This window comes from Acidobacteriota bacterium (genome assembly GCA_033549365.1).
GTDB lineage: Bacteria > Acidobacteriota > Aminicenantia > Aminicenantales > Saccharicenantaceae > JAWSUF01.
This window is the reverse complement of record JAWSUF010000023.1, coordinates 1-12,256: the sequence shown is the minus strand read 5'-3', so window position 1 is coordinate 12,256 and position 12,256 is coordinate 1. Positions and strand designations below refer to the sequence as shown.

Annotated in this window: 11 protein-coding genes; 9 read left to right on the top strand and 2 right to left on the bottom strand. The window is 59.2% G+C overall.

Translation table 11 applies throughout. From position 1 onward, the window contains the following. The first annotated feature begins 43 nt into the window (after window positions 1-43). From SCM96_15330 to SCM96_15320, 3 genes are all read left to right on the top strand, one after another. Window positions 44-526 carry a hypothetical protein gene (locus SCM96_15330; protein ID MDW7761997.1) on the top strand — a complete coding sequence of 161 codons (483 nt, stop codon included), beginning with the start codon at window positions 44-46 and terminating at the stop codon, window positions 524-526. Next, window positions 526-1,884, top strand: a complete 1,359-nt coding sequence (locus tag SCM96_15325; GenBank protein MDW7761996.1) for a serine/threonine protein kinase — start codon at window positions 526-528, stop codon at window positions 1,882-1,884. The genes SCM96_15330 and SCM96_15325 overlap by 1 nt, the downstream gene beginning before the upstream one ends. A gap of 177 nt (window positions 1,885-2,061) precedes the next feature. Beyond that, window positions 2,062-2,598 (top strand): L,D-transpeptidase family protein, encoded by a 537-nt coding sequence (locus SCM96_15320; GenBank protein MDW7761995.1) that lies wholly within the window; start codon window positions 2,062-2,064, stop codon window positions 2,596-2,598. Between the two features lie 105 nt (window positions 2,599-2,703). Here SCM96_15320 and SCM96_15315 read toward each other — a convergent pair whose 3' ends face one another. Then, window positions 2,704-4,860: a glycoside hydrolase family 172 protein gene (locus tag SCM96_15315; GenBank protein ID MDW7761994.1), complete on the bottom strand. Its 2,157-nt coding sequence runs from the start codon at window positions 4,858-4,860 to the stop codon at window positions 2,704-2,706. A 186-nt stretch (window positions 4,861-5,046) separates the two neighbouring features. Between SCM96_15315 and SCM96_15310 the strand changes: the two genes are divergently transcribed. Together SCM96_15310 and SCM96_15305 are read left to right on the top strand one after the other, a co-directional pair. Continuing rightward, complete coding sequence (locus SCM96_15310) at window positions 5,047-6,363, top strand: ferredoxin reductase family protein (protein ID MDW7761993.1); 1,317 nt, start codon at window positions 5,047-5,049, stop codon at window positions 6,361-6,363. A 180-nt stretch (window positions 6,364-6,543) separates the two neighbouring features. Continuing rightward, a complete protein-coding gene (locus SCM96_15305) occupies window positions 6,544-7,425 on the top strand; it encodes a diacylglycerol kinase family lipid kinase (protein MDW7761992.1) in 882 nt (293 codons plus the stop codon). A gap of 41 nt (window positions 7,426-7,466) precedes the next feature. On the opposite strand, the gene SCM96_15300 is transcribed toward SCM96_15305, so the two are convergent. Next, complete coding sequence (locus tag SCM96_15300) at window positions 7,467-8,462, bottom strand: aldo/keto reductase (GenBank protein ID MDW7761991.1); 996 nt, start codon at window positions 8,460-8,462, stop codon at window positions 7,467-7,469. A gap of 140 nt (window positions 8,463-8,602) precedes the next feature. On the opposite strand from SCM96_15300, the gene SCM96_15295 reads away from it, so the two are divergent. The 4 genes from SCM96_15295 (at window position 8,603) to SCM96_15280 (ending at window position 12,051) form a co-directional block, all read left to right on the top strand. Further along, window positions 8,603-8,875 (top strand): type II toxin-antitoxin system Phd/YefM family antitoxin, encoded by a 273-nt coding sequence (locus SCM96_15295; GenBank protein MDW7761990.1) that lies wholly within the window; start codon window positions 8,603-8,605, stop codon window positions 8,873-8,875. Beyond that, window positions 8,872-9,189: a type II toxin-antitoxin system RelE/ParE family toxin gene (locus SCM96_15290; protein MDW7761989.1), complete on the top strand. Its 318-nt coding sequence runs from the start codon at window positions 8,872-8,874 to the stop codon at window positions 9,187-9,189. The genes SCM96_15295 and SCM96_15290 overlap by 4 nt, the downstream gene beginning before the upstream one ends. 314 nt (window positions 9,190-9,503) lie before the next feature. Beyond that, window positions 9,504-10,025, top strand: coding sequence for a methylated-DNA--[protein]-cysteine S-methyltransferase (locus tag SCM96_15285; GenBank protein MDW7761988.1), 522 nt, complete (start codon window positions 9,504-9,506; stop codon window positions 10,023-10,025). Between the two features lie 247 nt (window positions 10,026-10,272). Continuing rightward, a complete protein-coding gene (locus tag SCM96_15280) occupies window positions 10,273-12,051 on the top strand; it encodes a long-chain fatty acid--CoA ligase (GenBank protein ID MDW7761987.1) in 1,779 nt (592 codons plus the stop codon). Window positions 12,052-12,256: the final 205 nt, after the last annotated feature.

The window sequence follows — 12,256 nt, the reverse complement described above, 5'->3', positions numbered from 1 at the left end:
ACGCCTATAGCCTGCTAAACATCCACATATCTACAAGATACAGATGGCGCAATCCATAAGTCGTAAAGTCGGGCTAGTGACCGCCCTGCGCGAGAATGTTCCCCAGTCGCTTCTAACCGCCGCGAAAAACGGATCCATGGATGCGACGACCGGCCTTCTTGTGGAAAAGCTGCGCAAATCGCGGGGCCTGGCGCCCGAGGTCTGCGCCTGGGCCGTTGCGGCCTGGATTGAGGCGCTCGGACTGGCTTCGGGTGCGAGGAAGCCGCTCATTCCGGCAGCTTCCCTCCCCGGTGCGAGAAAACGGCTTGGCCGCCGCCGCTCGTCCGGCGTTTACTGGCCCGGAGTTCTAGGGATGGCGGTCACCGTGGATCTCATCATCGTTCTGACTTCTCCGTTTCTCGGTTTCACGGCTCGGTCGATGGATATCGTCCTCGAAACCGCCGGCCCGGTGCTGGGCTTGCCGCTTCTTTTCGGCTTTACCGTGTCCGTTATCTACATTTTGGCTCGTTTGGAGGGTAGGCTTTAATGCGCCATATGCTCGCCAAAGGAATGACCGTGGTTTCCGGCAGGCCCGGCGAACGGCAGGGCCGCGTGGGGGATTTTCTAGGTTCCGGCGGTCAGGGAGAAGTCTATCGCGTGACCCGGGGAAACGAAGCCCTGGCTTTGAAGTGGTATGATCCGGAATATCTGCGAAGAGATCCGGGCTTGATTCCCCGCCTGGACAGGATCATCGCCGCCGGACCTCCCAGCGATCGATTTCTCTGGCCGCTCGAAAGGGTGACCGTCTCCGGCGTCCTCGGCGAGGGCTACCTGATGCCTCTGCGGGAACCGCGTTTCCGGGGATTGAGCGAACTCATGAGACGGCGGATCGAGCCGAGTTTCCGAGTTCTGGCGACGGCCGGTTTCGAATTGGCGCACAACTACCTCCAGCTTCATGCCAAGGGATTCTGCTACCGCGACATCTCGTTTGGAAATGTCTTTTTCGATCCGAAATCCGGCGAAATCCGGATTTGCGACAACGACAACGTCGATGTGGACGGGCAGGCCGGACATATCGAAGGGACCATGCGTTTCATGGCCCCTGAAATCATCCGGGGCGAGAGCGGCCCCTGTATTGAGACCGATCTTTTTTCTCTGGCCGTGCTGCTGTTTTACCTGCTGGTCGTCCATCATCCCCTGGAGGGTGAGCGGGAATTGCGCATCCGCTGCCTGGACATGGCCGCCATGCGCGAGCTTTACGGGATGAATCCTCTTTTCATTTTCGATCCGCATGATCCCGGGAACCGGCCCGTTGCCGGCAGCCATGACAATGCCCTGGCGTTCTGGCCGCTCTATCCCCGGTGGCTGCAGGAACTTTTCGCCCGCTCTTTCGGCGATCTCAGGCGTTGCCGCTCGGGACGGCGTGTTCGGGAAAGCGAATGGCGCCGGGCCATGGTCGTCCTGCGCGATGCGATTGTCTACTGTTCCGCCTGCGGCGCCGAAAATTTTTTCGATGCCGCGACTGGAAAGAGCACGGGGCACCGGCCCGGCTATTGCTGGTCATGCCGGCGGAAAATCATGCTGCCGGCGTTTGTGAAAATCGGGAGCGATGCGGCGGCCCTCAACCATGATACCGTACTTTATCCGCACCATCTTGTGCGGGGCCGGCTCTATGATTTTTCCATGCCGGCGGCCCGTATGGAGAGGCACCCCTCCGAAAAAAACCTGTGGGGCTTGAAAAATCTGGGTCCGGACAAATGGACGGCGGTGCAGCCGGACGGCCGGGTTAAGGATGTGCACGTCGGGGCGTCCGTGCGATTGAAACGGGGGATGACGATCCATTTCGCCGGCGCGGCGGGCGAGGTCATTCTGCCGGAATCTCATGTTCCCCGGCTGGAGGGTTGAAGGGATCGGCTGCGTGGTTTTCAGAGGCCGACTGTTGCTGATAACTCAAAACTTTGCTTGAGAGCTGATTATTTTCCAAGAACATATGTATTTATAGCTGGGCAATAAGGAATGACTTTTGACCAATATAAGTTGCTTTGAAAAATACGATCTCTGCGAGAGGAGGATTTCATAGATATGATAAAAAAAGGGTTTTTATGGGTGATAACGGTTATCGGATTGATCACCGTGTCTATCGGCGCAATATTTCTATGGGCGAATCACCTTGAAAACCCCCTGTCGCCGGATATGCGGGCTGATCTCGTGGTTGTGGAAAAATCCCGTCGCCGACTGACACTGTATTTTAAAGGCGAGCCTTTGAAGACATACAAGATATCTCTGGGGCGCGTTCCGGTCGGTCCGAAAGAGCGCGAGGGCGACAACAAGACGCCGGAAGGCCGCTATACGATCGACTTTCGGAATCCGAAGAGTTTATATTACCTTGCACTTCATATTTCTTACCCCAATCAAAAGGATATTCAAGCTGCGCGGGAAAAGGGAGTTTCGCCGGGCGGAGACATCATGATTCACGGCTTGCCCAACAGGTTCGGCCGACTGGGCAAGCTGCATCGGCTTGTGGATTTGTCACGGGGTTGCATCGTTGTGACAAATAAAGAGATGGATGAACTATGGCGCGCGATTCCCAATGGGACGCCGATCGATATAGAGCCGTGAGGGTGATTAGAAGTTCAATGCCTGAAGATGATCAGGTTCCGTGAGTTATCTTGGCGATACTGAACAGCCGTTCGTTTGCGGGCGTGATTGGATACAGTAGAAAAACTAATTCGCTGCCTTCTGCAGCCAAATGAAATCAACCCCGATCTCGGGTTGGGTAATATCATTGGCGGCGCCTTCGAACTTAAGTATCAGCGTTTGGTCGCCGACGTCGAGATCCATTGGTGGCAAACTGAACACTCGCGATAGGACGCGATGAGGAGCGCGGAGGTCGAGCACGCCATCATCGGACCCGCCATCCCACTTCACGGGCTTACCGTTCAGCGTGGCTGAGACGCGGCCGGAATTATGAGTCATGGCGAAAGTAACATGGAGGCGCATCCGGCCGGCTTCCTCGGCCTTCAGCACGAAAGTTTTTGTTGCGCCTGCCGCTTCGGGCAGCCACAGCAACGCAGCGCCTCTTGTCCAGATCGCGCCTCCCAGATATCGGGTGTCGCTTTCTTTTTCTCTTTCTCCCGCCTCCCGCTCCTCAACCACCACAGCCTCCGCCTCAAAAAACACCGAATCCCTTGCGCCCATCCGCGCCGCGGGCGTCCAGGTCTCCGGCAGGGCAAGCGGCCGGACATCCTCCCGCGTGATCGGCATGTGGTCGTCCATGCAGCCCGGCACCGCATAATGATAGCCGATCCTCGCATAGGACAAATCCGGCGTCGGCTCATGGGGATAGAGCTCCATGTCGAAGCGGATGCCCGTCCGGAAGGGCAGCGGGTCGAGGATGTGCCAGCGGAAATTGGTTACGAAGCCGCGGTTTCCCGGCCCGTCGTTTCGCGGCTGGCCGCAGTAGGGGAAATAAAAAATGTCCGGGGAGGACCAGGAGTAATTGTAATAGTCCTCCGAGCCCGTGCCGAAGGTCGAGGGAAAACCCTCGCCGTCGACGAAGATCTTCTCGTCGCCTTCGCCCCACCAGTTGCCGTAGGGCGTGGGGACGGGCGAGGGGTTCATGATGTAGGAGGTCGTCCCGACATAGACGCCCCGGCCCGAGGCCGCAAGAAACGGCAGATCCTGGACCTCGCGGTTCGAGGCGTGAAGGCCGTGATCGGCGCGCCAGCGGGCCCGGAAGTGCATGGACTCCCCGTCCCGCCAGGCATAGTCGGCCGTCCGGACGGTGCCCGCGGCCTCGACCGGCTGGGCGCCCATATTCTCGAGGACGATCCGGAGCGACTTGCGGAAGGGCATGACGAAGCGGCAGACCATGGTCCCGTCCGGATGGACGGAGAAGGGCAGCGACGCGTAGGGATTGACGCCCGGCGCGGCGCCGAAGAAATCGCCGACCGGCGCCTGAACCTGGCCCCAATAGAAATCGTCGCACAGGATGTGGAGGACGGTCTGGCGCAGGGCCAGATCGCGGTCGGGGGCGTCGAGCTTCAGGCTCAGGGATTCGACGGCCGCCGGCCCCTTCTCGATCTTGAGGATCTCCCGCTTCTCTCCGGGGAGAAGCGAGGCGCGGATTGCGGTTTCCCGGCCGTCCGGCCGGAACGGATAGCGTCCGTCGGGATCGTCCAGAACGGCCGCGACGCGCGCGATCGTCCCCGCGGCATCGACCAGGTCGCCCGGCGAGAACGTCCGGACCCGCGTCCCGCCCGGGTAGAGGCGGACGCCGATCTGGTAGAAGTGGATCTCCTGGACGTTTCCGATCCAGACGAGCTTCATGCCCTTCTGGAAGGGGATCGGGGCATAGGCGGCGTCGCGCTGGTAGAGCGTGCGGCGCATGAGGTCCGGGTCGAGGGTCTTGGCCTGGGGAAAGGCGTCGTAGGGGAAGCGGAAGAAGGACTCGGCCTCGCCTTCGTAGACGGGCGTGCTCCGGCCGTCGAGGTGGAGGCGGACGCGGCCCCGGATTGCGGCCGTCCAGAGGCGGACGACGGCCCCGGGGCCGTTGACCTCGGCCATCAGGTATTCGCCGATGCCGTCCTGACCGGGCGCCTTGAGGACCTTCTCGAAGTTCGGGATGGGTTCGCGGCCGAAGCCGTCGGAGTTTGCGAACCAACCCGGCCCGTCGGGGATCGTGCTTCGCCGGTCGTAGGAGGAGAACTGGACGGTCTTGTAGGCCGGGTTCGGAAAGCGCGTCAGGGCGGTGAGGTCGATCATCTCTTCGATGAGGGAGGCGGTGGTGATGACTTTTATGGTGTCAGGGGCCGCATGTCCGGCGCCGCCCATAGAAAACGCGAGCGCTGCCGCGGCAAGATAAATAAAGTGTTTTTTCATGTCGGATCTCCAATCTGCCGGTGGCCGGTGATGTCGGCCGTTCGCCGGCGAAAATGGCCGCCGCATGGCGCGCCTCATTATATGCCAAAAGGCAATATTGAAAAACGGAAAAGGAGGAGAAATTCGGGTCTCGGACTTTAAAAAGAAAGAATGGGAGCATATAATAAAAATATATGAAGAGAGGGGATGTCCATGAAAAAAGGCGTCATTTTGGTTTCGGCCTATGTGCTGATTGTTCTTTTGCCGGTGCTGCTGGCTCTTTTGACCGGACCGGCCGGAGATGGCTTTGTCATCAATCTGGCCAAAAATTTCGGCTTGATGGGCTTCGTCATCCTGGCTCTGCAGGCGGTGCTGGCTTCCAGGCTGAAATGGCTGTCCCGACCGTTCGGATACGATATCGTCATCCGCTACCACCGGAATCTCAGCATTTTCGCAGTCTTGATCCTTTTGGCCCATCCTTTTTTGATGATCGTTGGATATGGAGCCTGGAGCTTATTATGGGGCGGAGGCCTCATCATCTGGCTGGGTAAAATCGCGCTTTTCCTGGTGACGGTCAATGTGCTCATCAGCGTTTATCAAACCAAACTCCATCTGAAATTTGAACGCTGGCGGGTGTTTCATGACCTTCTGGGTCCCGCACTTTTGGTTTTGGCTTTCACCCACAGCTGGTTTATCGGCGGAGATCTGCAAGGGCAAGGGATGAGGGCCTTGTGGATTGTTCTGTTGGGCACGGCGATTTCGGTCTTCGTTTATCACCGGTTTATCCGGCCGTGGAGATTGAGCCGGAGGCCTTATGAGGTGACGGAGGTGAAAACGGAAGCGGAGAACGTCTGGACCGTCAAAATGTCTCCAGGCCGGCAAAAGCGTTTTGATTACATCCCCGGCCAGTTTCAATTCATCACGTTTCTCAGGAACCGGGGCCTTCCCGAAGAGGAGCATCATTGGACCATTTCATCCAGCCCTACTCAGGAGGGCTTTGTTGCCTCCACCATTAAGGCGTTGGGAGATTTCACGTCCACCATCGGAGAAACACGGCCGGGAGATCAAGCCGTGATTCATGCGCCCTTCGGCCGCTTTTCCTATCTCTTCCATCCGGATGAGAAGGAGCTGGTGTTTATCGCGGGGGGAGTCGGCATCACGCCGTTGATGTCCATGCTCCGATACATGCGGGACAAGAAGGAAAGCATTCCCGTAACCCTGCTCTACGGAAGTCCGGACAGAAAATCGGTGGTTTTTTATGATGAACTCCGGGACATGGAGCGGGGGGATTTTCCCAACCTGAAATTCATTCCCGTGTTGCAGAATCCTGAAAAAGACTGGACGGGCGAGAGCGGGTATATCGACAAAGACATGATTCAAAAGCACGTGGACACGAGCAAGGAGCAGATGGGATTTTACCTGGTGGGCCCTCCGCCGCTTTTATATAAGAGCATCGATAACCTTCACGCTCTCGGCATCAAAGACAAAAGAATTCACGTGGAAGTGTTTTCTTTTCTGGATTGAAGGAGGCCGGCATGAGAACGAAAAGCTTAAAATGGGTTACGGCGGCCGTTGCGGTCGTTCTGTTCCTGGCGGCCGTCCTGGCGGCCGTGATCCGGATTTCGTGATAACGGCTATGACGGAGCAAAAAAGCCAATTCCCGTAATAAAGGGTTTAAATCTTTCAGAAGACAAGAGGGTTCCTATGAAAATATTCGTGGTCGCCAACCCCGTAGGCGGGAACGCGGATGCCGAAGAACTGCGCCGGCTGCTCGAGGCGCACCTGTCGGGGTGCGTTTATGAGATCTTCGAGACAACAGGGAAGGACAATGTGTCCGAAGTCGTAGCCGAAGCTTTGGAGCGCGGCTTCGACCTGATCGTTGCGGCCGGCGGCGACGGCACCGTATCCGCCGTGGCTGCCGGGTTGGTCGGTCGCCAGGTCCCGATGGCGATCCTCCCCTTCGGGACCGGGAATATGCTGGCTCGGGAGCTGGACATTCCACTGAACCCGGATGATGCCGTCCAGTTGCTGGTTGAGGGGTTCCATACGCGCCGGATCGATGGCATGAGGGTGAAAGGGTGTTTATCGTTGTTAAGTGTAAGCATGGGGATTACGTCCATGACCATGCAGGAAACGGGCCGGGAGGAGAAACGTCACTGGGGTCAGTTCGCTTACCTATGGACGGGGATACTGCAGCTTGGCGGGCGGAGGTTGAACCGCTTTAAATTGGAGATCGACGGGAAAACCAAAACAGTCAGAGCCTCCGAAGTTTACGTCAGCAACAGCCGGATGGTGGGGATCAAACCGTTCAACCTGGGGCCCGATGTGCAGCCCGATGATGGCGTGGTATCGGTGTGCGTGATGAGAGCGCTCACCGTCTGGGATTACCTGCAAGTGGCGATACAACTGGCGTTCGGCCGGCCGAGAAAGAAAGAGATCGAATGTGATCTGGCGCGGCAGACGGTTAAAGTGAGCGCCGGTCGACAAATCCCGGTCCAGGCAGACGGGGAAGTCGTGGGCAGCACGCCGGTCGAGGTGGAAGTGGTTCCGGCGGCCGTTCGGGTGGTTGTGCCGAGGCCTGAATAGCACCGGGTCTCGGAAAAGGCCGCCGGCTTCCGTTTACGAACTCAGGCTTTGTAATCCGGTTCCGGCGCCGGGCGGTTGCCGAGAATCTCCTCGATGCGCTCCATGACGGCGGGCTTGAGTTTTTTTACAGCTTCAGCCGCCTTCATGTTCTCGACGACCTGTTCGGCCCGTGACGCCCCGGTGATCACGGTGCTGACATTCGGGTTCTTCAGGCACCAGGCCAGGGCGAGCTGGGCCGTCGTGATATCGAGATCGGCCGCAAGCTTCGCCAGTTTCCCCGTCCTGGCCAGGATGTCCGCCGCGGCCGCGCCCTCGAACCGCTTCCTGAGCCACGTGTAGCCGCGGACGGTCGGCCGCGTCCCCTCAGGGACGCCCTTGGCGTATTTCCCCGTGAGCAGCCCGCCGGCAAGCGGGCTCCAGATCGTCGTTCCCAACCCGATGCGCGCGTAGAGGTCTCGATATTCGCTCTCGACGCGCTCGCGGTGGAACATGTGGTATTCCGGCTGCTCCATGGTCGGCGGGATGAGGTGCTCGCGCCGCGCGACGGCCCAGGCCTCCATGATCCGCGTCGCGCTCCATTCGCTCGTCCCCCAGTACATGGCCCGGCCCGTGTTGATGAGGTGGGTCATGGCCCGGACGGTTTCTTCGACGGGCGTGTCCTTGTCCGGCCGGTGGCAGAAGACGAGATCGACGTAGTCCATCTGGAGGCGCTCGAGCGAGGCGTTCATGCCTTCGATAATGTGCTTACGGGACAGGCCCTTGTCGTTCGGCCCGGGGCCGCCCCAGAAAATCTTTGTGGCGATGACGAGGTCCGAGCGCTTCCAACCGGCCTTGCGGATGAGCCGGCCCAGAAGGGTTTCGGCCCGGCCGCGCGCATAGACCTCGGCCGTATCGAAGAAGTTGACGCCGGCGTCCCAGGCGGCCGTGAGGCACGGGAAGGCCTCATCCTCCCCGATCTGGTCGCCGAACGTCACCCATGTTCCGTAGGAAAGCTCCGACACCTTGAGACCCGAATGGCCGAGAAAACGATATTCCATGACGCCTCCTTGCTCTATGATTCTAACGTGTCCGGCGGGTGAGTCAAGGGGCTTTTCGACTTGACAGTTGCCACGGAAAGACATATCTTTGATATGACCAATAAAGTGGTCCATTAACAGACCATTCATGGGAGCGAGTTATGGCTGAATACTCCGATATTGTGCCTCTGAGCCGGGCCAAAGCCCGCCTGTCGAGCCTTGTCCGCAAGATCAGGGAGGAGCGCGGGACCTATGCCATCACCCACCGGGGCAAGCCCGAGGGGGTTTTGCTGAGCGTCGAAGAATATGAGTCTCTGATCGAAACCCTGGAGGTCCTCAGCGACCGCGAGTTCATGGCCCGGCTCGATCGGGGGCTTGCCGACGAGAAGGCCGGGCGCCTCCACGCCCACGACGAGGTTTTCCCGGAAAAATGAGAGGCCCGGCCCACCGAATTTTTTACACGCAAGAGGCGAAAAGAAATATTGAAAAGTTGGATCCCTCGATCCGGAGGCTCGTCCGAAACGCGGTTGAGTCTCTGGCCGCCGAGCCGGAGAAAGGAAAACCTCTGTCTCATGAGCTTGCGGGATTACGGTCGCTGAGAACGTCGGACTACCGGATCATCTACCGTGTCCGGAGCGGCGAGTTGGTCGTCCTGGTCGTGGCCGTCGGCCACCGCCGGGATGTCTATAAAAAGCTCGGTGAGCTGCTGAGCCTTGCGGGTAAAAGAAAGAACAAGTCAACAGGGTGACATCCAGGTCATAGCGCAGTGCTTGACGAGGGTGGAACCAGTTGTCGGTTCCCGGACGCAGCACTACCATAAGTTCGCCAGTTAGTGACATCGTTTTGTTGATATCATTACAGACACACGTTTAAAGAAGCCAAAGTCGCCACTACATTTACAGTCTTTCTTCCATCCCCAGCACCATTGTCCAGAACAGAATCAGGTCTGGATAAGACATGTTCGCTACATATTGAACTCAAACCAGGTTCGAAGGGCCGAAGGGGCGGGTCTTGCTTTTTTCGGCGGCAAACCATAGATTACGAGGCAGAGGTGAAGCCGTGATGCACAAGCTTCTCGTCCCGTCGCCCGTCGGCATGCTGGAGATCGCCGGAACCGAAAAAGGGGTTGTTTCGGTAAATTTCGCGAAGAAGGGCGCCCCCGCGAAAATGTCCGCGATGAAGATGGCATCCGGAAAAGCCGCTGCAATGTCTGCGCAGGCCGCCTCCCGCGCCTCCGTCCCGGCTCCACTCCGCGATTGCGCCCGCCAACTCGAGGAATACTTCGCCGGCCGCCGCAAATCCTTCGACTGCCGCCTCGACCTCCAAGGCACGGATTTCCAGAAGAAAGTCTGGCGCGCCCTGATGAAGGTCCCTTTCGGAAAGACCGCAAGCTACGGAAAAATCGCGCGCGCCGTGGGACGTCCGGGCGCGGCCCGGGCCGTCGGAGGCGCCAACCACGCCAATCCCGTGGCCGTCATCGTGCCCTGCCACCGCATCATCGGCGCCGACGGCTCGTTGACGGGCTACGGCGCCGGGATCGAGCGCAAGGCCTGGCTGCTTGAGCACGAACAGCGGGGCGCATAGTACCGATGCGATTGAGATCCGCGGAGCCGTCATTTCATTATTCGGATCAGCATTCATTCGAAAAGGCCCGCGCGTCCGATAGCGGTTCTCCCCGTTTTCGGGGTTTTATCTCTGATGAGGGCAACATATGGGAACTTTTTGCCCTCCCGGATGCGCCCCGTATTTACGGATGACATGGGCAAGAATATTGTCAGCACGGACAAGGTCGCCCAACGGCCTTTAACGAATACAAAAGAAGGAGACAGCCATGGTCGAAACTCTGAGTCAACTCTTCATGAACACGATCGCGTCCTATCCCAAGGATGATCTTTTCCTATGCAAGATCGATGGGACTTACGCCCCCATCTCTTCGGCCGAAGCCGACCGCCGGGTCCGGAGCTTCTCGCTCGGTCTCCGAGAACTCGGCCTCCAGCCCGGAGACAAGGTCATCCTTCTCTCCGAAAACCGTCCGGAATGGGCCATCGCCGACTTCGCCATCATGTCGGCGGGCGCGGCCACCGTGCCCGTCTACACGAGCCTCACGCCGGAGCAGATCAAATACATCATCAACGACTCCGAGGCCAAGATCGTCATCTGCTCGAACCGCGACCTGTGGCTGAAAGTCGAGGCGATCCGCGGCGGTCTGCCCAAGGTTTCCCGCTACATCCTGATCGAGGACGACGCAGCCGAAGGCGTGCTGACGATGTCCGAGGTCATGGGCCGCGGCGCGCCCATTCTCGCCGCCTCGCCCCGGCGGTTCGACGACACGGCCCGGCTCGTCAACCCCGGCGACCTGGCCTCGATCATCTACACCTCGGGGACGACGGGCGTTCCCAAGGGCGTCATGCTCTCCCACGGCAACTTCATGAGCAACATCCGGGCCATGGACAAGGTCGTATCCTTCACGCGCGAAGACACGATCCTGTCCTTCCTGCCGCTCTCCCACGTCCTCGAACGGATGACGACGTTTTCCTTCCTCTACAACGGCGCGACCATCGCCTACGCCGAGAGCATCGACACCGTGGCCCAGAACCTCCTCGAAGTCCGGCCGACCATCATGGTCAGCGTGCCGCGGCTCTTCGACAAGATCTACACGCGGGTCATCGACAACGTCCTGGCCGGATCGCCGGTCAAGAGGAAGCTGTTCTTCTGGGCGCTCAACACGGGAAAGAAACACAGCGCCTGCCTGCTCGAGGGGCGACCCGTTCCGGCCTCGCTCCGGATCAAGCGCGGCCTGGCCGCAAAGCTCGTCTTCTCCAAGATCACGGCCAAGACAGGCGGGCGGATCCGGTTCTTTGTCTCGGGTGGGGCGCCGCTTTCGCGCGACATCGCCGAGTTCTTCCATGCCATGGGGCTCGTCATCCTCGAGGGCTACGGCCTGACCGAAACCGCGCCCGTTCTGGCCGTGAATTCGTTTGAGAAGCTCCGTTTCGGGACGGTGGGCGCGGCTGCACCCGGCGTCGAGCTCAAGATCGCCGAGGACGGCGAGATCCTGGCCCGCGGTCCGAACGTCATGCTGGGTTATTACAAGAAAGAGGCCGAGACCCGCGAGGTCATGGCCGGCGGCTGGTTTCACACCGGCGACATCGGCCATTTCGACAAGGACGGCTTCCTGGTCATCACCGACCGAAAGAAGGACCTGATCGTCACGGCCGGCGGCAAGAACGTTGCGCCGCAGCCCATCGAAAACCTGCTGAAGGCCAATCCCTACATCCTGAACTCCGTCGTCGTCGGCCAGAACCGCAAGTTCGTCTCGGCTCTCGTCGTTCCCGATTTCGACAAGCTCGCCGCCTATGCCAAGGACAACGGTATCGCCTTCGAGGGACCGGCCGACCTCGTCAAGAAACAGGAGATCGTCGACTTCATGACGGCCGAGGTCAACCGCAGCACGCCGGACCTGGCGCCCTATGAGCGGATCAAGAAGATCGCCCTCCTCGACAAGGACTTCGATGCCGAGTTCGACGAGCTGACGCCGACGCTCAAGGTCAAGCGGAACGTCGTCGAGAAAAACTTCAAGCCGATCATTGACGCGCTTTATATCGAGTAGGCGCAGGCGGACGGTATCCGGCCTTCAGCCGCGGGTGAATCTCTTCACAAGATGCATCGGGACCTATGTCACCCAGGCAAGGCCCATCCGGGATCGCAATGGCCGCAATCCCATCCCTCGGTTTCTGACCCGACTTTCGCCAATAGTTTTTTCGGCAACTCGGAACTTATTGTATATCATGATGATAGCTCTTGTCTCGGTGTAG